This window comes from Cupriavidus sp. JZ107, from assembly GCF_053903255.1.
Map to the genome: position 1 here is coordinate 257,136 of NZ_CP096481.1, position 20,905 is coordinate 278,040.

Below are 20,905 nucleotides of genomic sequence, written 5' to 3' on the forward strand. Positions count from 1 at the left end.
GCATCAGCCGCCGCCGAACATCTCCAGGATCCGGCGCTTTTCCTGCTCGAGGTCGGCCGCCGACGGCGCGGCCGGATCGGGCGCCTTGCCCGGCCACGGATCGCCCAGGCCGACCGACGCCACGCCCGCGCCGCCGGCATTCTCTTCCAGCGTCCAGTCGCCGGCCACCATCACCACGCCTTCCGGCGGCTGGCGATCCGGGCTCTCGGGCACGCCCTTGAGCATCTTGGACATGTAGCTGATCCAGATCGGCAGCGACAGGCCGCCGCCGGTCTCGCGCACGCCCAGGCTCTTGGGCTGGTCGTAACCCATCCACGCCACCGCCACCAGCTTCGGCGTATAGCCGGCGAACCAGGCATCGACCGCGTCGTTGGTGGTACCGGTCTTGCCGGCCAGGTCGTTGCGGCCCAGCCGCTGCTTGGCCGTGTACGCGGTGCCGGTGCGCACCACGTCGCGCAGCATGCTGTCGGCGATGAAGGCCGTGCGCGCGTCCAGCACCCGTACCGCGTCCTCGCCGGCGCGCTGCGGCTTGGTCTCGGACAGCACGTTGCCGCGCGCGTCGACCACGCGCTGGATCAGGTAGGGGTTGATGCGATAGCCGCCGTTGGCGAACACGGAATAGGCGCCCGCCATCTGCAGCGGCGTCACGCTGCCCGAGCCCAGCGCCATCGGCAGGTAGGCCGCGTGCTTGTCGGCATCGAAGCCGAAGCGCGTGATGTACTCCTGCGCGTACTGCGTGCCGATCGCGCGCAGGATCCGCACCGACACCAGGTTCTTCGACTTGGCCAGCGCGCGGCGCATCGTCATCGGACCTTCGAAGCGGCCGTCGTAGTTCTTCGGCTCCCACACCTGGCCGCCGGTATCGGGGCCGATCGACAGCGGCGCGTCGTTGATCACGGTCGCCGGCGAGAAGCCCTTTTCCAGCGCGGCGGTATAGATGAACGGCTTGAAGCTCGAACCCGGCTGGCGCCAGGCCTGCGTGACGTGGTTGAACTTGTTGCGGTTGAAGTCGAAGCCGCCGACCATCGCGCGGATCTCGCCGTCCTCCGGGTTCAGCGAGATGAACGCCGCGGCCACCTCGGGCAGCTGCGCCACCGACCACGCGCCCTTGTCGTTCTGCACCACGCGGATGATCGCGCCCGGGCGGATCTTGACCTTGGGCTGCGCGTTGGCCGCCAGCGACGGCGCGATATAGCGCAGCGCCGAGCCTTCGATCACCACCTCCTCGCCGGACAGCAGCACGGCGCGCACCTGCTTGCTCGATGCCGCGGTCACCACCGCCGAGCGCATGTCGTCGCTGGCCGGATGCTCGACCAGCGCGTCGTCGATGGCCTGCTCGCGCTCGGCCGGATCGGACGGCAGGTCGATGAAGGCCTCGGGGCCGCGATAGCCGTGCTTGCGCTCGTAGTTCATGATGCCGGCGCGCACCGCCTCGTAGGCCGCGTCCTGGTCGGCCTTGGTCAGCGTCGTGTACACCGTCAGCCCGCGCGTGTAGGTTTCCTCGCGGTATTGCGCGTACATCAGCTGGCGCACGATCTCGGCCACGTATTCGGCATGGGTCGAGAACTCGTTGCCCTCGTTGCGAACCCTCAGCTCTTCGTGGACCGCCTCGTCGTACTGCTGCGGCGTGATATAGCCCAGGTCGCGCATCCGCTGCAGGATGTATTCCTGCCGCACCTTGGCGCGCTTGCGGTTGACCACCGGGTTGTAGGCCGACGGGGCCTTCGGCAGGCCGGCCAGCATCGCCGCCTCGGCCACCGTGACGTCCTTGATCGACTTGCCAAAGTAGACGCGCGCGGCGCTGGAGAAGCCGTAGGCGCGCTGGCCCAGGTAGATCTGGTTCATGTACAGCTCGAGGATCTGATCCTTGCTCAGGTTCGCCTCGATCTTGTACGCCAGCATCATCTCGTAGATCTTGCGGGTGTAGGTCTTCTCGCTGGACAGGAAGAAGTTGCGCGCCACCTGCATCGTGATGGTCGACGCGCCCTGCGACAGGCCGCCGCGCAGATTCGCCAGGCCCGCGCGCAGCACGCCGATGAAATCGACGCCGCCATGCTCGTAGAAGCGGTCGTCCTCGATCGCCAGCACGGCTTTCTTCATCACGTCGGGGATTTCGGCGATCGGCACGAAGTTGCGCCGCTCCTCGCCGAATTCGCCGATCAGCACGTTGTCGGCGGTGTAGATGCGCAGCGGAATCTTCGGACGGTAGTCGGTCAGCGTATCGAGCGACGGCAGGTTCGGCGCCGCGACCAGCAACGCGTAGCCGAGCAGCAGGGCCACCGTGACGACACCCGCGGCCATCAGGCCCAGCGCCCAGTAGCTGGCGCGTATCCACAGCGGGCGGCGAGCCGGTTTAGCCGGCTTCTGTTGTGCAGTAGCCATTGGGTAATACCTAGTTGGAGGTGCCCGGATTATATCGCCCGCGTTCGCGGCTCCCGGGCGGGTAGTGCCGTGGCGGGCGCATCCATGCTGTTACAAGATGTAAGCCCAAAAATCGTCGCCGCTGATACCAGTATGGGCGCCCGCGGCCCAAGCGCAATCGCGCCGTGACTTGCGAAAACTGGCTCGATGGGCATGGCGTCGCATTGCCGGTGCCGTGTCCGGCTGCCGAGAATCGGTCCATCGGCGCGGCCTCGATCGTGGCGCGGATCGCGGTGTCGGCGACGGGCGGGGCAGGCAAGCGGCGGGGCGGCAGGGTGGCGGCGGGTAGGCGGTGACTTGGCGGCGGCAGGATCGGCGGTCAGCAGGGAAAGCGCCGGTTAGAGCCGCGTTCGGGCCGCCGAGTTCAACGCCGCTCCGGACCAGGGAATCGGCGAAGGGGCTCGACGGATGGAAAGGAGCATACCGGGGCAGCGGGTTTGGCGGCGGGGATCGGGGCGCGCGGCGCGGATTGCAGGTCTGGCATGCCGTCGTGCATGTCGTCGTGCACGTCGTCGTGCATGTCGCCTTGCCCGTCATCTGGCGCGGCGGGCGGGTTCATTGCGGCCGGGATGGCGTGCCGCTGCCGGCGTTGCCGGCACTGCCGTGCTGTTGGGCGGCTATGGCGTGGATCGGCGTATCGCGGCCGTCGAGGTCGAGAACCGCGCGCTGGCCGAGCGGGCCCGCCAATGGGAAGCGCCGGCGCGCGACGCCGCCCGGCTGCGGCAGGAGATCGACGTGGCGAGCCGGCGCGGCCGCGCGCTCGATGCGCTGCTGCGGAATCGCGTCCGGCCCGCGCAACTGCTCGATGCGCTGGCGCGCCTTGTGCCGCCAGGCGTCCATCTTGGCGCCGTCAGCCAGCAGGACGACACGGTGACGATCGAAGGCGTGGCGCGCCGTCACGAGCGCGTGGCGGCATTGCTGCGCGCGTTCGAGCCGTTGCCGTGGCTGGCGCGGGCCGAACTGATCGAGTCCCGGGCGGCATCTTCCGGGGCGGGCGCGGCTGGCACAGCGGACGATGCGGCGGCGGGATTCGCGTTCTCGGTCCGGCTGGTCTATCGCCCGGCCGACACCACCGGCACGGGCAGCACGGTCGGCGCTTCCGCGCCAACGTCGTCGCAGCCGCACGGGAGCGTGGATGGTCCCGCATGAAGACGATGAGCTGCCGCCGGCCTCGGCGTCCTGGCTCGGCCACGCGGCGCAAGGCGATGCCGGCGCGCTGCGCGGGTTTCCCGCCTGGCCGCCGCTGTGGCCGATGCTGGTCGCGTGCGCGGTGCTGGTCGCGGGCTGGCAGTGGCATTGGCGCGACAAGCTGGCCTTGCTCGACAGCCGGCGGGCCGAGCAAGCCGCGCTGCGCCAGTCCGCCGCGCGACAGGCGGCCGAGGCGGCGGGCGCCGAGCCGACGCGGCGGCGCCTGGCCGAGCTGACGCAGGCGCTGGCGATGCGCGAGCGCCATCTGCCGGACCATGGCGGCGTCGACGAGCTGCTGGTCACGTTGAGCACGCTCGCCACCGCCCGGGGCCTGCGGATCGCGCTGTTCCAGCCGCAGCCCGTGGCGGCGGGCGAGGACTTCGCCCGAATTCCGCTGAAGCTGCGCGTCGATGGCGGCTATCGCGAAATCACGGCCTGGCTGGCCGATATCGCGGCCTTGCCGAGGCTGGTGACGCTGCAGTCGATGCAGCTGGCGGCCGGCAAGGGCGGCAGCCACGGCGGCGGGCTGACGATGGAGGCGGTCGCGCTGGCCTACCGCGCGCTCGATGCGGCCGAACGCGAGGCGCAGCAGCGGGCGGCGCGCACACCGCGCGGGAAAGCCGCGGCCCAGGCCGTGCCGCCGGTGGCATGGACTCCCACGCCGCCGGACTCGCCACCTCTCTTCCCTCTGCTCGACGCGAACCATGCCGGCGACACTGACCCGGCGGCGGCGGACCCCTTCGCCTACGCGCGGCTGCTCGCGCCGCTATTCGCGCCGCCGGACGATTGGCTCGCCGATCGGCGTCAGGCGCGGGCGCGCGAGCCGCTCGAGGCGTATGCGCTGGAGCAGATGCGGATGGTCGGCAGCCTGCACGGCGCGGGCCGCGCCTACGGCCTGGTGCGGGGCGATGGCGTGGGCGCGGACGGCTCGGTCGCGGCGCTGCAGGTCGGACAGCGTGTGGGGCGCCACGATGGCGTCGTGGTGCGCATTGAACGGGACGAGATCGTGCTGCGCGAGCGCGTCTGGAACGGAGAGGATCGATGGATCGAAACGACGTCCCGCCTCGCGCTCGATGCGCCGGCGTGAACGCGCGCCTGCTGAGGGGGCTGACGCCGCGGATGGCGGTCGCGCTGGCGTTGGCCATGCCATGGGCGATTCCGCTGCGCGCGCTGGCCGTGCCCACGGTCGAGGCGCCGGCGGCCGACGCCGCGCCTTCCGCTTCGCCTTCGCCTTCGCCCGCGCCCACCCGCGAGCGCCTGTCCCTGAATTTCCAGCGCGTCGATGTCCGCGCGCTGCTGCAGGTCTTCGCCGACTTCACCGATCTGAACGTGGTCGCCAGCGACAGCGTGCAGGGCAATCTGACGCTGCGGCTCAAGGACGTGCCGTGGGAGCAGGCGCTGCGCATCGTGCTCGATGCCAAGGGACTGGCGTCGCGGCGCGACGGCAATGTGCTGTGGGTCGCGCCGCGCGCCGAGCTCGCGGCGCGGGACAGGCAGGAGCTGGAGGCCCGGCAGCAACTGGCCGACCTGGAGCCGGTCGGCAGCCAGGTGTTCCAGCTGAACTATCAGCGTGCGGACGATGTCCGCCGGCTGCTGCTCGGCAGCGGGTCCACGGCACCGGCGGCGAGCGCGGGGCCATACGGCGGTTCGCAAGGGCACGGCGCATCGGCGGGCGCCTCCCCGCTGCGGCTGCTGTCCCGCCGCGGCAGCCTGACCGCCGACGCGCGCACCAACCAGCTGTTCGTCGCGGACCTGCCCGAACGGCTGCAGCAGATCGCCGCCTTCCTGGCCCGCATCGACGTGCCGGTGCGCCAGGTCATCATCGAGGCCCGCATCGTCGAGGCCGACGACAAGTTCAGCCGCAATCTGGGCGTCAAGCTGAGCTTTGCCGCGCAATACGGGCGCGGCCGCGTCGCCGATACCCTGTCCGACGTGATGCCCGGCGCGGCGGGGCAGCCGGGCCCGTTGCTCAGCCTGCCGGCCGGCGCGCTGCATGGCGCCGATCCGGGCCACCTGGCGGTCAGCCTGTTCAACAGCGCGGCCAGCCGTTTCGTCGCGCTGGAGCTGTCGGCGCTGGAGGCCGACGGCAAGGGCAAGATCGTGTCGAGCCCGCGCGTGGTCACCACCAACAACATCAAGGCAGTGATCGAGCAGGGCACCGAGTTGCCGTACCAGGCGGCCACCTCCAGCGGCGCGACCTCGGTGCAGTTCCGCAAGGCCAATCTGAAGCTGGAGGTGACGCCGCAGATCACGCCCGAGGGCCAGGTGCTGCTCGACGTCGACGTCAGCAAGGACAGCGTCGGCGTGCAGACGACGCAGGGCTTCGCGATCGATACCAGGCACGTGCAGACCCAGGTGCTGCTCGAGAACGGCGGCACGGCGGTGATCGGCGGCATCTATACGCGCGCCGAGCGCGGCGACGCCGCCAAGGTGCCGCTGCTGGGCGATATCCCGGTGCTCGGCCGGTTGTTCGGCAGCCGCGCGGTCTGGCGCGACCGCACCGAGCTGCTGGTCTTCCTGACGCCGCGCATCCTGCATGATGCCGGCGCGCCGGGCCGCGGCCATTCACGCGACCCGCCCGGCGCGATGCAGTAGACTGAGGCCCGCAATGCAGCGTCGGCGCTGGCCTGCGGCAGGAGCTGGCGATATTGGCCGGCGATTCGCCGCTGGAGCGGGCCGCGCGGCTGCACGGGTCTTGCCCCGCCGGGCCCGACATAAGAAGATGATGCCGTTTCCAACCCGCGAGCCGCCTGCAGAGCGCCGATCGGCTCGCCGCGAATCCGTGACCGCTTCCCGTCCGAACCTTTTTTTCGTCGGCCTGATGGGCGCCGGCAAGACCACTGTCGGCCGCACCGTGGCCCGCCGCATCGGCTATTCCTTCTTCGATTCCGACCATGAGATCGAGGCGCGCTGCGGCGTTCGCATCCCAGTGATCTTCGATCACGAAGGGGAGAGCGGCTTTCGCGACCGCGAGGCGCAGATGATCGACGAGCTGACGCAGCGCCAGGGCATCGTGCTGGCGACCGGCGGCGGCGCGGTGCTGCGGCCCGAGAACCGCAGCCGGCTGAAGGCGCGCGGCACCGTGGTCTACCTGCGCGCCAGCCCGCACGACCTGTGGCTGCGCACGCGGCACGACCGCAACCGGCCGCTGCTGCAGACGCAGGACCCGAAGGCGCGCCTGGAGGCGCTGTATGCCGAGCGCGATCCGCTCTATCGCGAGGTCGCCGATTTCGTCATCGAGACCGGCAAGCCCTCGGTAGCCCAGCTTGCTAATATGGTGCTGATGCAACTCGAGATGTCCGGCTGGATCGCCGCGGCGGCCGGCGGCAACGATCCCCGCAACGATGTTCCCGACGATGCCCGCAGCGATGCCGGCATCGAGCCGGCCCAAGATACCAAGACCGATGATCACGCTTGAAGTCGACCTGGGAGAGCGCAGCTATCCCATCCATATCGGCGCGGACCTGCTGGACCGCGCCGATCTGCTGGCCCCCCATATCCGTGGCCGCCACGCCGTCATTGTCACCAACGAGACCGTCGGTCCGCTGTACGCGGCGCGCGTCGAAGCCACGCTGGCCGGACTCGGCAAGATCGTGCGCACGGTGACGCTGCCCGACGGCGAGTCGTTCAAGCACTGGCAGACGCTGAACCTGATCTTCGATGCGCTGCTCGGCGCCGGCGCCGACCGCAAGACCACGCTGATCGCGCTCGGCGGCGGCGTGGTGGGCGACATGACCGGGTTTGCCGCGGCCTGCTACATGCGCGGTGTACCGTTCGTGCAGATGCCGACCACGCTGCTGGCCCAGGTCGATTCGTCGGTGGGGGGCAAGACCGGCATCAACCATCCGCTCGGCAAGAACATGATCGGCGCCTTCCACCAGCCGCAGGCGGTGATCGCCGATATCGGCACGCTGAAGACGCTGCCCCCGCGCGAACTGGCCGCGGGCCTGGCCGAGGTCATCAAGCATGGCGCGATCGCCGACGCCGACTACTTCGGCTGGATCGAGCAGCATATCGGCGCGCTCAACGCCTGCGACGCCGACATGATGGCGCTGGCCGTGCAGCGCTCCTGCGAGATCAAGGCCGCGGTGGTGGCCGCCGACGAGCGCGAGGGCGGCATCCGCGCCACGCTCAATTTCGGCCATACCTTCGGCCATGCAATCGAGGCCGGCATGGGCTACGGCGAGTGGCTGCACGGCGAGGCGGTCGGCTGCGGCATGGTGATGGCCGCGGACCTGTCGCTGCGGCTGGGCTTCATCGACATCGAGACGCGCTCGCGCATCGAGCGGCTGGTGGCCGCCGCGATGCTGCCGGTCGTCGCGCCCGATCTCGGCGTGGACCGCTACATCGAACTGATGAAGGTCGACAAGAAGGCCGAGGCCGGCCAGATCAAGTTCATCCTGCTGAAGAAGCTCGGCGAGGCCTTGATCACCAGCGTGCCCGATGCCGACCTGCGCGCCACGCTGCAGCACGCAGTATTGAAACGTCCCGTCGAGGCACCGGTCGCGTAAGCGGTCGGCCATGCCTCGCAACCCTCAGACGATGCCCGCATCGCCCAACCGGATTGCCGCATGACCGATCTCGAAAGCCATCTCGCTCCCTATGCCGCGCACTCGGCGCAGTCGCGCGGGCGTGTCCATGTCGAACCGGCGTCGTCCTCGCGCAGCGAGTTCCAGCGCGACCGCGACCGCGTGATCCACAGCACCGCGTTCCGCCGGCTCGAATACAAGACGCAGGTCTTCGTCAATCACGAGGGCGACCTGTTTCGCACGCGGCTGACGCACAGCCTCGAGGTAGCGCAGATTGCCCGCTCGATCGCCCGCAACCTGCGGCTGAACGAGGACCTGGTCGAGGCGATCTCGCTGGCGCACGACCTCGGCCATACGCCGTTCGGCCACGCGGGCCAGGATGCGCTGAACGCCTGCATGAAGAACCACGGCGGCTTCGAGCACAACCTGCAGAGCCTGCTGGTGGTGGACGAGCTGGAGGAGCGCTACGGCGGCTTCAACGGCCTGAACCTGACGTTCGAGACGCGCGAGGGCATCCTGAAGCATTGCTCGCGCGTCAACGCCGCCGCGCTGGGCGAGCTGGGGCGGCGCTTCCTCGAGGGCACGCAGCCGTCGCTGGAGGCGCAGCTGGCCAACCTGGCCGACGAGATCGCCTACAACAACCACGACATCGACGACGGGCTGCGCTCGGGGCTGCTGACGCTCGAGCAGATGGACGAGGTGCCGATGTGGGGCCGTCACCGCGCCGAGGTCATCGCGGCCTATCCGGGCATCAACGGCCGCCGGCTGATCAACGAGACGGTCCGCCGGATGATCAACACGCTGATCGTCGACCTGATCGAGACGACTCGCCGCAATATCGCCGCCGCGCGCCCGGCCGATATCGACGCGGTGCGCGCCGCCGGGCCGCTGGTCGCCTTCAGCCCGACGGTCAGGGAGGAGGCGCAGGCGCTCAAGCGCTTCCTGTTCCGCCATCTGTACCGCCACTATCTGGTGATGCGGATGTCGGCCAAGGCCCAGCGCATCATCGGCGACCTGTTCGAAGCCTTCATGGGCGACCCGCGCCTGCTGCCGCCGCAATACCAGGCGGCCCACGGCGGCGACCAGCCGCGGCTGATCGCCCACTACATCGCCGGCATGACGGATCGTTATGCGATTCGGGAGCATCGGCGGATGTTTGCGGTCGGCGAGCAGAACTGAAGCATCAAACGCCCGGTGGGCGGGCAGAATGGAAGCGCCAAACGCCAGCAGGGTTTTCTCCCCTCTCCCGCCAGCGGGAGAGGGGAGCATCCCGGTGGTCCGCCACCTCCCTCTCCCCGCGAGGGGGAGGGGAGAAACCCAAGGAGTGGCCATCCTCTCGGCAAACTCTGGGCAAATCGATCGCCGCTGCAAAAAATAGGGACAGATCCGCTATCATCCCGCCATCCCCTCGACACGATGGCGCCATGGCTCGACTTCCCCGCTTCTCTCCGACCGGCCTGCCGGCACTGGTGTTGCAACGTGGCAACAACCGCCAGCCGGTCTTCCTTACCTCCGACGATTACCGCTTCTACCTGGATTGCCTGCGCATGGCCGCGCGCGAGCACGATCTGGCGGTGCACGCCTACGGGCTGCGGCCCAACCATATCCATCTGGTAGCGACGCCGCGGCGCGACGACGCGCTGAGCCTGACGATGCAGGCGGTGGGCCGCCGCTACGCCCGTTACTTCAATCGCGTCGCCGGCCGCACCGGCACGCTGTGGGAAGGGCGCTTCCGCTCCGCGGTGCTGGAGCCCGACGCCTGGCTGCTGCCGGCCATGCTCTATGTCGAAGGCAACGCCGTTCGCGCCGGCGAGGCCAACACGCCGGAGGAGGACCGCTGGAGCAGCCACCGCCATCACGTCGGCCTCGAGGCGAGTCCCTTTGTAAGCGATCACTCCGCCTACTGGGCGCTAGGCAATACCCCGTTCGAGCGCCAGTCGCGCTACCAGTCGCTGGCGGCGGAAGGGTTGTCGTCCTCGGCGCTGGCCGTGCTGCGCAAGCACGCGCACAGCGGCTGGCCGCTCGGCAACGAGGCCTTCCTGCGCGGCCTGGAGCGCCACGCGGACCGGCGCGTGCAGCCGCTGCCGAAGGGCCGGCCGAAGCGCGCACCGGCCGAACCCGATAGGGCGGCGACGTCCTGACAAATTGCCACTTCATGGCCGCCGGACGCCGCCCGGAAATGGTGCAATATTAATGTGTCCCCAATAAATGACCCTCACCAAAACAGGGCATCGGTTAATATGATCTGACCCCGTTTTATTTTTTTGCGGGCCTCGGACGATTCTTTTATATTTGCTCCACCCACATTCATTGTGCGGCGCGTCACGTCCTGTGTACGCCGCTGCGGTCTCCTTCGCTGCCCACCACGTCCGCCCGGACTGCACGCGAACGCCGTTCCGGCCGATGCCACACGAGGCGCGCTGCCCTCACCGGAATCGAAGCCCGTGGACCAATCGCAATTCCCGCCGGCCGAGCAGGCCCAGCAGGCCGAACAGGCGCTGCAGACCCACGCCAGCGCCGAGCGCCCGCAGGCGCAAGGCATGTACGACCCCGCCAACGAGCATGACGCCTGCGGCGTCGGCATGGTCGCCCATATCAAGGGCAAGAAGAGCCACGAGATCATCCTGCAGGGCCTGAAGATCCTGGAGAACCTGGATCACCGGGGCGCGGTGGGCGCGGACCACCTGATGGGCGACGGCGCGGGCATCCTGATCCAGATTCCCGACCAGTTCTATCGCGAGGAAATGGCCAGGCAGGGCGTGACGCTGCCTCCGGCCGGCGAGTACGGCGTGGGCATGATCTTCCTGCCGAAGGAGCACGCCTCGCGGCTGGCCTGCGAACAGGAGCTCGAGCGCACCGTTCGGCTGGAGGGCCAGGTCGTGCTGGGCTGGCGCGACGTGCCGGTCGACGCGGCGATGCCGATGTCCCCGACCGTGCGCAAGACCGAGCCGGTGATCCGCCAGATCTTCATCGGCCGCGGCCGCGACATCATGACGACGGACGCGCTCGAGCGGAAGCTGTACGTGATCCGCAAGACCGCGAGCCACGCGATCCAGGCGCTCAAGCTCAAGCACGGCAAGGAATACTTCGTGCCGTCGATGTCGGCGCGCACCGTGGTCTACAAGGGCCTGCTGCTGGCCAACCAGGTCGGCCAGTACTACCGCGACCTGCAGGATGCGCGCGCCGTGTCGGCGCTGGCGCTGGTCCACCAACGCTTCTCGACCAACACGTTCCCGGCCTGGGAACTGGCGCACCCGTACCGGATGGTCGCCCACAACGGCGAAATCAACACCGTCAAGGGCAACGTCAACTGGATCAACGCGCGTACCGGCGCGATCTCGTCGCCGGTGCTGGGCGAGGACCTGCCCAAGCTGTGGCCGCTGATCTATCCGGGCCAGTCCGATACCGCGTCGTTCGACAACTGCCTCGAGCTGCTGACGATGGCCGGCTACCCGCTGGTCCACGCGATGATGATGATGATTCCGGAAGCGTGGGAGCAGCATACGCTGATGGACGACAACCGTCGCGCGTTCTACGAGTACCACGCCGCGATGATGGAGCCGTGGGACGGCCCCGCCGCGATCTGCTTCACCGACGGCCGCCAGATCGGCGCGACGCTGGACCGCAACGGCCTGCGTCCGGCGCGCTTCTACGTGACCGAGGACGACGTCGTGGTGCTGGCCTCCGAGGCCGGCGTGCTGCCGTTCCCCGAGTCGCGCGTGGTGCAGAAGTGGCGCCTGCAGCCGGGCAAGATGTTCCTGATCGATATGGAGCAGGGCCGCATCATCGACGACAAGGAACTGAAGGACAATCTGGCCAACGCCAAGCCGTACAAGAGCTGGATCGATGCCGTGCGCATCAAGCTCGACGAGATCGACGCGAAGCCCGAGGATGTCGCCTCCGAGGCCAAGCCCGCGGCCAAGCTGCTGGACCGCCAGCAGGCGTTCGGCTTCACGCAGGAGGACGTCAAGTTCCTGATGGCGCCGATGGCGCTGTCCGGCGAAGAGGCGACCGGCTCGATGGGCAACGACTCGCCGCTGGCGGTGCTGTCGTCGAAGAACAAGACGCTGTACCACTACTTCAAGCAACTGTTCGCGCAGGTCACCAACCCGCCGATCGATCCGATCCGCGAGAACATGGTGATGTCGCTGGTGTCCTTCATCGGACCGAAGCCGAACCTGCTCGAGCTGAACAACATCAACCCGCCGATGCGCCTGGAAGTGTCCCAGCCGGTGCTGGACTTCAAGGACATCGCCAAGATCCGCAACATCGAGCACTACACCGGCGGCAAGTTCCGTTCGTACGAGCTCGACATCTGCTATCCGGCCCAGTGGGGCAAGGAAGGCATCGAGGCGCGCCTGGCGTCGCTGTGCGCCGAGGCCGTCGATGCGGTGAAGTCGGGCTACAACATCCTGATCGTGTCGGACCGCCGCGTCGATCCGTCGCACGTCGCGATCCCGGCGCTGCTGGCCACCTCGGCGATCCACCATCACCTGGTGGAGAAGGGCCTGCGCACGTCCACCGGCCTGGTGGTCGAGACCGGCTCGGCGCGGGAGGTCCATCACTTCGCGCTGCTGGCCGGCTACGGCGCCGAGGCGGTGCACCCGTACCTGGCGATGGAGACGCTGGCCGAGATGGCCGGCGGCCTGTCGGGCGACCTGTCGGCCGACAAGGCGATCAAGAACTTCATCAAGGCGATCGGCAAGGGCCTGCAGAAGGTGATGTCCAAGATGGGCATCTCGACCTACATGTCCTACACCGGCGCGCAGATCTTCGAGGCCATCGGCCTGTCGCGCGAGCTGGTGCAGAAGTACTTCCACGGTACCGCGTCGAACGTCGAGGGCATCGGCATCTTCGAGGTCGCCGAGGAAGCCCTGCGCCTGCACCGCGACGCCTTCGGCGACAGCCCGGTGCTGGAGAACATGCTCGACGCCGGTGGCGAATATGCGTTCCGCATCCGCGGCGAAGAGCATATGTGGACCCCGGACTCGATCGCCAAGCTGCAGCACTCGGTGCGCGCAAACGAAGGGCAGGGTGCGTACCAGACCTACAAGGAATACGCGAACCTGATCAACGACCAGAGCCGCCGCCACATGACGCTGCGCGGCCTGTTCGAGTTCAAGGTCGATCCGGCCAAGGCGATCCCGCTGGAGGAAGTCGAGCCGGCCAAGGAAATCGTCAAGCGCTTTGCCACCGGCGCGATGTCGCTCGGCTCGATCTCGACCGAGGCGCACACCACGCTGGCGATCGCGATGAACCGCATCGGCGGCAAGTCGAACACCGGCGAGGGCGGCGAGGACGAGAAGCGCTATCGCAACGAGCTGCGCGGCATTCCGATCAAGAACGGCGACACGCTCAAGAGCCTGCTGGGCGACGACGTGGTCGAGCGCGACATCGAACTGAAGGACGGCGATTCGCTGCGCTCGAAGATCAAGCAGGTCGCCTCGGGCCGGTTCGGCGTGACCGCCGAATACCTGGCCTCGGCCGACCAGATCCAGATCAAGATGGCGCAGGGCGCCAAGCCTGGCGAGGGCGGCCAGCTGCCCGGCCACAAGGTGTCGGACTACATCGGCAAGCTGCGTTATTCGGTGCCGGGCGTCGGCCTGATCTCGCCGCCGCCGCACCACGACATCTATTCGATCGAGGATCTGGCGCAGCTGATCCACGACCTGAAGAACGTCAATCCGCAGGCCGACATCTCGGTCAAGCTGGTCTCCGAAGTGGGCGTGGGCACGGTCGCGGCCGGCGTCGCCAAGGCCAAGGCCGACCACGTGGTGATCGCCGGCCATGACGGCGGCACCGGCGCCTCGCCGTGGTCGTCGATCAAGCACGCCGGCACGCCATGGGAGCTGGGCCTGGCCGAGACGCAGCAGACGCTGATGCTCAACGGCCTGCGCAACCGCATCCGCGTGCAGGCCGACGGCCAGATGAAGACCGGCCGCGACGTCGTGATCGGCGCGCTGCTGGGCGCCGACGAGTTCGGCTTCGCCACCGCGCCGCTGGTCGCCGAGGGCTGCATCATGATGCGCAAGTGCCATCTGAATACCTGCCCGGTCGGCGTCGCCACGCAGGACCCGGTGCTGCGCGCGAAATTCCAGGGCAAGCCCGAGCACGTCGTCAATTTCTTCTTCTTCGTCGCCGAGGAAGCGCGCGAGATCATGGCGCAGCTGGGCATCCGCACCTTCGACGAGCTGATCGGCCGCGCCGACCTGCTCGACACCCGTGCCGGCATCGAGCACTGGAAGGCGCGCGGCCTGGACTTCTCGCGCATCTTCTACCAGCCGCCGTTCCCGGGCGACCAGCCGCGTTTCCACACCGATACGCAGGACCACGGCCTGGCGCCGGAATCGGGCAAGGCGCTCGACCACGTGCTGATCGCCAAGTCGCGCGCGGCCATCGACAAGGGTGAACGGGTGTCGTTCATCCAGCCGATCAAGAACGTCAACCGGACCGTCGGCGCGATGCTGTCGGGCACGGTGGCGCGCCAGTACGGCCATGAGGGCCTGCCGGACGACACCATCCACATCCAGCTGCAGGGCACCGCGGGCCAGTCGTTCGGCGCGTTCCTCGCGCACGGCATCACGCTGGACCTGGTGGGCGACGCCAACGACTACGTCGGCAAGGGCCTGTCGGGCGGCCGCGTGATCGTGCGCACGCCGCACGAGTTCCGCGGCGATCCGACCCGCAACATCATCGTCGGCAACACCGTGCTGTACGGCGCGATCGCGGGCGAGGCCTTCTTCAACGGCGTCGCGGGCGAGCGCTTCGCGGTGCGCAACTCGGGCGCCGTCGCGGTGGTCGAGGGCACCGGCGACCATGGTTGCGAGTACATGACCGGCGGCACCGTGGTGGTGCTGGGCGCCACCGGCCGCAACTTCGCGGCCGGCATGTCGGGCGGCGTGGCCTACGTCTACGACGAGGACGGCCTGTTCGACAAGCGCTGCAACACCTCGATGGTCGCGCTGGAAGCGGTGCTGGGCGCCGCCGACCAGGAGAAGGGCCAGAGCGCGGCCAGCTGGCACAAGTTCGGCGGCAAGCGCCAGCTGGACGAGGTGATCCTGCGCGGCCTCATCGAGCAGCACTTCCGCTTCACCGGCTCGGAGCGCGCCAAGGCGCTGCTGTCGGACTGGACCACGGCGCGCCGCAAGTTCGTCAAGGTCTTCCCGACCGAGTACAAGCGGGCGCTGGGCGAGATGTACGCCAAGGAACAGGCCGCGCGCGACAGCGACCGCGAGGCGATCGCCGCCTGAGGGCGGGCACCGCAGCCGGGACGGCGCGGGCGGCAACGGTGGCAATCGCTGCCGCCGCGCGGTCCACCACACCACTATGACCTCACAACGGGGCGCGCGCGTCGCGCTGCGCCCCGAGCACAACCCAAGGAAGCGACATGGGCAAGGCGACTGGCTTTCTCGAATTTCCGCGCCAGAGCGAGAGTTACGAACCGGCACCGAAGCGGGTCCGGCATTACAAGGAATTCGTGTTCCGGCTGAGCGACAACGAAGCCAAGGTGCAGGGCGCGCGCTGCATGGACTGCGGCATCCCGTTCTGCAACAACGGCTGCCCGGTCAACAACATCATCCCGGACTTCAACGACCTGGTGTATCGCCAGGACTGGAAGTCGGCGATCGACGTGCTGCACCAGACCAACAACTTCCCCGAATTCACCGGCCGCATCTGCCCGGCGCCGTGCGAGGCCGCCTGCACGCTCGGCATCAACGAAGACCCGGTCGGCATCAAGTCGATCGAGCGCGCGATCGGCGACAAGGCGTGGGAAGAGGATTGGGTCAAGCCGCAGCCGCCCGCGCACAAGACCGGCAAGACGGTGGCCGTGGTCGGCTCGGGCCCCGCGGGCCTGGCGGCCGCGCAGCAACTCGCGCGCGCCGGCCACGACGTCACCGTGTTCGAGAAGAACGACCGCATCGGCGGCCTGCTGCGCTACGGCATCCCCGACTTCAAGCTGGAGAAGGCGCTGATCGACCGCCGCATGGCGCAGATGCAGGCCGAGGGCGTGACCTTCCGCGCCGGCGTGATGGTGACCGACGGCAAGCTGCCGGCCGGCATCAAGAACTACGCGCGCGAAACCATCTCGGCGCAGGAGCTGATGGACCAGTTCGACGCGGTCGTGCTGGCCGGCGGCGCCGAAGTGCCGCGCGATCTGCCGGTGCCGGGGCGCGAGCTGCAGGGCGTGCATTTCGCGCTGGAATTCCTGATTCCGCAGAACAAGGAAGTGGCCGGCGACGGCCCCAACGAGATCCGTGCCGACGGCAAGCACGTGGTGGTGATCGGCGGCGGCGATACCGGCTCGGACTGCGTCGGCACCTCGAACCGCCATGGCGCCGTCTCGGTGACCCAGTTCGAACTGCTGCCGCAGCCGCCGGAAGAGGAGAACAAGCCGCTGGTGTGGCCGTACTGGCCGATCAAGCTGCGCACCTCGTCGTCGCACGAGGAAGGCTGCGAGCGCGACTGGTCGGTGGCGACCAAGGAATTCATCGGCGAGAACGGCAAGGTTACCGCGCTGAAGGCCTGCCGCGTCGAATGGAAGGACGGCCGCATGCAGGAAGTGCCCGACAGCGAGTTCGTGCTGAAGGCCGACCTGGTGCTGCTGGCGATGGGCTTCACCAACCCGGTGGGCTCGATGCTGGAAGCGTTCGGTGTCGACACCGATGCGCGCAAGAACGCCAGGGCGTCGACCGAAGGCGAGCGCGCCTACTTCACCAATGTGCCGAAGGTGTTCGCCGCCGGCGACGTGCGCCGCGGCCAGTCGCTGGTGGTCTGGGCGATCCGCGAAGGCCGCCAGGCCGCACGCTCGGTCGATGCCTTCCTGATGGGGCATTCGGAACTGCCGCGCTGATTGGCGCTGGCGCGGGGGAGGGGCCCGGTTGCCCTCTCCCTGGCCCTCTCCCGCAAGCGGGAGAGGGAGAACCCAGCAAGGAGAGGACGAGCGCCACAGGTTCGCCTACGTATCGTCCGCTATAGGCGTGGCTCCCCTCTCCCGCTTGCGGCAGAGGGGCCGGGGGAGAGGGCAGCGGGCGGATGCCATGCCACCGCCATCCAACCCTACCCGCCGATCTCCCTCCCCATCACCACCGCCCCCTCCCCATAGCGCGACAGCCTGGTCGCCGCTTCCCCCACAAGCGCCACCGGCGCGTAGCCCAGCTGCTGCCACCAGCGCGCCGCGCTCTGGACCGCGATCAGCCGCGAGCAGCGCAGGCCTGCCTGCATCGCATGCTGCCGCGCCTTCGCATAGAGCCGTTTGGCCAGCCCTTGCCCTTGTCCCGCAGGCGCGACCGCCATGTCGTGGATGAACCAGGTCAGGGTATGGTCTGCGGCCCCATCGTGCCGCAGCACGCCGTCGAGCGGCGGCAGCGTCTCGCGCGGCCACGGATGGGTCAGCAGATAGGCGGCAAGCCGTTGCGGCGCATCGGCGTGCGCGGCGACCCAGCATAGCGTCGGCGCCAGCGCCAGCCGGCTGGCCAGCGCGTCGGCCGATTCGATCAGTTCGGGGCAGTAGCACTGCGCCTGCACCGCGAGCACTTCGGGCAGATCGGCCGCCGCCATCGGCCGCAACAGGAAATCGGACATGGCGCGGATTATAGGGCGCCCCGGGGAGGCGGCCGGGCGATACGCCGCCGCACAATGTGCTTCCGGGTTGACCCGGCTATGGTTAACGCGGTTTGTGCTGGCCGGAAGCGGCTTCGTACAATCGTCCCAAGCAAGAACAACGCTGCCTCGCTCACCCCTGTCAGCCAATCCAGGCGCCCGCCAGCGCGGCGCCCCGGAGGATCTTGATGCCCGAAGTACGCATGCTTGCGCGGCTTTGGCGAGGTAAGGCGACGTTGCGCTTCCCCGCCGTGACGGCGACCGGCGCACCTGGCGCGCGACCGCACGCCGCGGCCGGTCCCGGGCGCGCGGTGGTCGTGATGTGTCTTCTGTCGGCTCTCCTCGGCCCGGTCAGCGACGCGCTGGCCGCCCCGCCGGCCGCCCAGTCCAGCGCGCAGCCCACCACGCCTTCCGCCGCGCCATCGGGCGCCGCCGGGCGCTCCGCCTCGATGTCGTTCCCCGCCCGTCCGCTGCGGCTGGTCGTGCCGTTTCCGGCCGGCGGCGTGCCGGACGCCATCGCGCGCACGCTGGCCGAGAAGCTGACCGCCAAGCTCGGCGTGCCGGTCGAGGTCGACAATCGCCCCAGCGCCAACGGCACCACCGCCGGCGACGTCGTGGCCAAGGCCAGTTCCGACGGCCATACGCTGCTGCTGCACCAGTCGACGATGCTGATCCAGTCCGGCGTCGAGCCGCTGCCTTACGACGTGGTGCGCGATTTCACGCCGGTGGCGCGCGTGGCGGCGATGCCGCTGTTCCTGGTGATCGATGCCCGGCTGCCGATCCGCACACCGCAGCAATGGATCGCCGCGGTGCGCGCCAATCCCGGTGCCTACAGCGTGGGCACCGCCCAGGCCGGCACGCCGGCGCATCTGTATGCCGAATACGCGGTGCGCGGCATTCCCAACGGCGTGCCGCTGGTCACCGCCAAGGGCGAGGCGGCGCTGGTGCAGGAGATGCTGGCGGGCCGGATCAGCGCCTGCTTCTGCAATTTCGCGCCGGTCCAGCAGCATGTGCGGGAGGGTACGCTGCGGCTGCTCGGCGTGGCCGGATCGGCCCGTTCGCCGCTGGCGCCGGGTGTGCCGACTCTTCATGAGAGTGGACTCGACGGCTACGGCGCGGGTCCGTGGCTGGGCGTGCTGGCGCCCGCCAAGACGCCGCGAGCCATCGTCGCCAGGCTGGCCACGGTGCTGGACGAGGTCGTGCGCGAGGGCGACGTCGCGCGCCGGCTGGAATCGGTCGGGCTGACGCCGCTGCGCGACTCGCCAGAGGCCTTCGCCACCTCGATCCGCTCGGAATCGATCCAGTGGCAGGTGATCCTGCGCCAGGCCGGCCGGCCGGTCGAACCTTGAGTCGGGCGAGGCGTCCGCGGGCGCGTCCGCCGGGCCTCGACCCGGGTGTCCGCCCCTTCGTCGCTCGATAGTGCACCTCGCGCTGCCCTGCAGCATTTCATCGCGGGCGCATTGCCCGGCACGCGAACGGACGAGTATAGGTATTAGCACTTATAATGCCGACCGTCTCTAGCGCGATGCCAACGTGACCCAAACCACACCCAACCTCGTCGAGCTGCAAGCGGTCGACTTCGCCTATGCGGCGGGCGGCAAGCCCATCCTGTCGGGCCTGTCCATGCGGATTCCGCGCGGCAAGGTCGTCGCGGTCATGGGTGGCTCCGGCTGCGGCAAGACCACCGTGCTGCGGCTGATCGGCGGCCAGGTGCGGCCGCAGCGCGGCCACGTCCGCTTTGACGGCGCCGATATCCCGGCGCTGGACCGCGCGGGCCTCTATGCGGCACGGCGGCAGATGGGGATGCTGTTCCAGTTCGGCGCGCTGTTTACCGACCTGTCGGTGTTTGACAACGTCGCCTTTCCGCTGCGCGAACACACCGACCTGCCCGAGTCGATGATCCGCGACCTGGTGCTGATGAAGCTCAACGCGGTGGGCCTGCGCGGCGCGCGCGACCTGATGCCGGCGCAGATCTCCGGAGGCATGGCGCGGCGCGTGGCGCTGGCGCGCGCGATCGCCCTCGATCCCTCGCTGCTGATGTACGACGAGCCCTTTGCCGGGCTCGATCCCATTTCGCTGGGCCTGACCGCGCGCCTGATCCGCACACTGAACGACGCGCTCGGCGCCACCACGATCATCGTGTCGCACGACGTGCACGAGACCTTCCAGATCGCCGACTACGTGTATTTCATCGCCGAAGGCCGCATCGCGGCGGAAGGGGAGCCCGAGGCGCTGCGCGCGTCGACCGACCCCTTCGTCCACCAGTTCGTGCATGCCGAGGCCGACGGCCCGGTGCCGTTCCACTACGGCGGGCCCTCGCTCGCCGAGGACTTCGTCGGCGGGGCGGGACGGTAATGGGTGCGCTCTACAACGCCATCGCGATGATCGGCTCGGCGGTGCGCCAGACGGTCGAGGGCCTGGGCATGGCCACGCGGATGTTCTTCGCGATGCTGGCGATGTCGCCGTCGATGCTGCGGCGCTTCCGGCTGGTATCGGACCAGATCTTTTTCGTCGGCAACCTGTCGCTGGTGATCATCGCGGTGTCGGGACTGTTCGTCGGCTTCGTGCTGGGCCTGCAGGGCTACTACACGCTGAACCGCTACGGCTCCGAACAGGCGCTGGGGCTGCTGGTCGCGCTGTCATTGGTACGCGAGCTCGGGCCGGTGGTGACCGCGCTGCTGTTCGCCGGCCGCGCCGGCACCTCGCTGACCGCCGAGATCGGCCTGATGAAGGCGGGCGAGCAGCTGACCGCGATGGAAATGATGGCGGTTAACCCGCTGCAGCGCGTGGTCGCGCCGCGCTTCTGGGCGGGCGTGATCGCGATGCCGGTGCTGGCGGCGATCTTCAGCGCGGTCGGCATCCTCGGCGGCTATATCGTCGGCGTGCAGCTGATCGGCGTCGACGCCGGCGCGTTCTGGTCGCAGATGCAGGGCGGCGTCGATGTGCGCGACGACGTGCTGAACGGCGTCATCAAGAGCTTTATCTTCGGCATTGCCGTGACGTTTATCGCCTTGTACCAGGGCTACGAGGCCAAGCCGACGCCCGAGGGCGTGTCGCGCGCCACCACCCGCACCGTGGTGATCGCGTCGCTCGCCGTGCTGGGGCTCGATTTCCTGCTGACGGCGCTGATGTTCAGTACCTGAGCCCCGCATGGGCGTCGTCGCATC

General features: G+C 68.9%; 13 protein-coding genes and 1 pseudogene. 12 read left to right on the forward strand and 2 right to left on the reverse strand.

Translation table 11 applies throughout. The features are described from left to right. Positions 1 to 3: 3 nt before the first annotated feature. Positions 4 to 2,382 carry a penicillin-binding protein 1A gene (locus tag M1D55_RS10785; protein ID WP_064577035.1) on the reverse strand — a complete coding sequence of 793 codons (2,379 nt, stop codon included), beginning with the start codon at positions 2,380 to 2,382 and terminating at the stop codon, positions 4 to 6. Positions 2,383 to 3,045: 663 nt separating this feature from the next. On the opposite strand from M1D55_RS10785, the gene M1D55_RS10790 reads away from it, so the two are divergent. The 9 genes and pseudogenes from M1D55_RS10790 (at position 3,046) to M1D55_RS10830 (ending at position 16,989) form a co-directional block, all read left to right on the forward strand. Further along, complete coding sequence (locus tag M1D55_RS10790) at positions 3,046 to 3,570, forward strand: PilN domain-containing protein (protein ID WP_456282151.1); 525 nt, start codon at positions 3,046 to 3,048, stop codon at positions 3,568 to 3,570. Continuing rightward, positions 3,557 to 4,696 carry a pilus assembly protein PilP gene (locus M1D55_RS10795; protein WP_456282152.1) on the forward strand — a complete coding sequence of 380 codons (1,140 nt, stop codon included), beginning with the start codon at positions 3,557 to 3,559 and terminating at the stop codon, positions 4,694 to 4,696. The genes M1D55_RS10790 and M1D55_RS10795 overlap by 14 nt, the downstream gene beginning before the upstream one ends. A 149-nt stretch (positions 4,697 to 4,845) precedes the next feature. Then, a pseudogene (locus M1D55_RS10800) lies at positions 4,846 to 6,204 on the forward strand (type IV pilus secretin PilQ); the annotation flags it as partial. Positions 6,205 to 6,391: 187 nt separating this feature from the next. Further along, positions 6,392 to 7,027, forward strand: a complete 636-nt coding sequence (gene aroK, locus M1D55_RS10805) for a shikimate kinase AroK (protein WP_023263292.1) — start codon at positions 6,392 to 6,394, stop codon at positions 7,025 to 7,027. Further along, positions 7,014 to 8,120, forward strand: a complete 1,107-nt coding sequence (aroB, locus tag M1D55_RS10810) for a 3-dehydroquinate synthase (RefSeq protein ID WP_064577032.1) — start codon at positions 7,014 to 7,016, stop codon at positions 8,118 to 8,120. The genes aroK and aroB overlap by 14 nt, the downstream gene beginning before the upstream one ends. Positions 8,121 to 8,180: 60 nt before the next feature. Then, a complete protein-coding gene (locus M1D55_RS10815; protein WP_006578484.1) occupies positions 8,181 to 9,317 on the forward strand; it encodes a deoxyguanosinetriphosphate triphosphohydrolase in 1,137 nt (378 codons plus the stop codon). 245 nt (positions 9,318 to 9,562) lie between these two features. After that, on the forward strand, positions 9,563 to 10,279 hold the full coding sequence (locus tag M1D55_RS10820) for a transposase (RefSeq protein ID WP_456282153.1): 717 nt from the start codon (positions 9,563 to 9,565) through the stop codon (positions 10,277 to 10,279). A 303-nt stretch (positions 10,280 to 10,582) separates the two neighbouring features. Beyond that, positions 10,583 to 15,388: a glutamate synthase-related protein gene (locus M1D55_RS10825; protein ID WP_456282154.1), complete on the forward strand. Its 4,806-nt coding sequence runs from the start codon at positions 10,583 to 10,585 to the stop codon at positions 15,386 to 15,388. 137 nt (positions 15,389 to 15,525) lie between these two features. Then, the gene (locus tag M1D55_RS10830; protein ID WP_064577030.1) at positions 15,526 to 16,989 is read left to right on the forward strand and encodes a glutamate synthase subunit beta; all 1,464 of its coding nucleotides are present in this window, start codon (positions 15,526 to 15,528) and stop codon (positions 16,987 to 16,989) included. 206 nt (positions 16,990 to 17,195) lie between these two features. Here M1D55_RS10830 and M1D55_RS10835 read toward each other — a convergent pair whose 3' ends face one another. Further along, positions 17,196 to 17,720: a GNAT family N-acetyltransferase gene (locus tag M1D55_RS10835; protein ID WP_456282155.1), complete on the reverse strand. Its 525-nt coding sequence runs from the start codon at positions 17,718 to 17,720 to the stop codon at positions 17,196 to 17,198. Positions 17,721 to 17,926: 206 nt separating this feature from the next. Between M1D55_RS10835 and M1D55_RS10840 the strand changes: the two genes are divergently transcribed. The 3 genes from M1D55_RS10840 (at position 17,927) to mlaE (ending at position 20,881) form a co-directional block, all read left to right on the forward strand. Then, positions 17,927 to 19,087, forward strand: coding sequence for a Bug family tripartite tricarboxylate transporter substrate binding protein (locus M1D55_RS10840; protein ID WP_456282156.1), 1,161 nt, complete (start codon positions 17,927 to 17,929; stop codon positions 19,085 to 19,087). Positions 19,088 to 19,271: 184 nt separating this feature from the next. Next, positions 19,272 to 20,093 carry an ABC transporter ATP-binding protein gene (locus M1D55_RS10845; RefSeq protein WP_006575759.1) on the forward strand — a complete coding sequence of 274 codons (822 nt, stop codon included), beginning with the start codon at positions 19,272 to 19,274 and terminating at the stop codon, positions 20,091 to 20,093. Next, entirely contained in the window at positions 20,093 to 20,881 is a 789-nt protein-coding gene (gene mlaE / locus M1D55_RS10850; RefSeq protein WP_023263295.1) for a lipid asymmetry maintenance ABC transporter permease subunit MlaE, read from the forward strand. Before M1D55_RS10845 ends, mlaE begins: the two co-directional genes overlap by 1 nt. The last annotated feature ends 24 nt before the right edge of the window (positions 20,882 to 20,905 follow it).

Excerpts from the sequence above, each read along its gene's own strand:
- M1D55_RS10785 (WP_064577035.1), bottom strand. The coding sequence starts at position 2,382 with ATGGCTACTGCACAACAGAAGCCGGCTAAACCGGCTCGCCGCCCGCTG.
- M1D55_RS10840 (WP_456282156.1), top strand. The coding sequence starts at position 17,927 with ATGCCCGAAGTACGCATGCTTGCGCGGCTTTGGCGAGGTAAGGCGACG.
- M1D55_RS10795 (WP_456282152.1), top strand. The coding sequence starts at position 3,557 with ATGGTCCCGCATGAAGACGATGAGCTGCCGCCGGCCTCGGCGTCCTGG.
- aroB (WP_064577032.1), top strand. The coding sequence starts at position 7,014 with ATGATCACGCTTGAAGTCGACCTGGGAGAGCGCAGCTATCCCATCCAT.
- M1D55_RS10830 (WP_064577030.1), top strand. The coding sequence starts at position 15,526 with ATGGGCAAGGCGACTGGCTTTCTCGAATTTCCGCGCCAGAGCGAGAGT.
- M1D55_RS10815 (WP_006578484.1), top strand. The coding sequence starts at position 8,181 with ATGACCGATCTCGAAAGCCATCTCGCTCCCTATGCCGCGCACTCGGCG.
- M1D55_RS10820 (WP_456282153.1), top strand. The coding sequence starts at position 9,563 with ATGGCTCGACTTCCCCGCTTCTCTCCGACCGGCCTGCCGGCACTGGTG.
- mlaE (WP_023263295.1), top strand. The coding sequence starts at position 20,093 with ATGGGTGCGCTCTACAACGCCATCGCGATGATCGGCTCGGCGGTGCGC.
- M1D55_RS10835 (WP_456282155.1), bottom strand. The coding sequence starts at position 17,720 with ATGTCCGATTTCCTGTTGCGGCCGATGGCGGCGGCCGATCTGCCCGAA.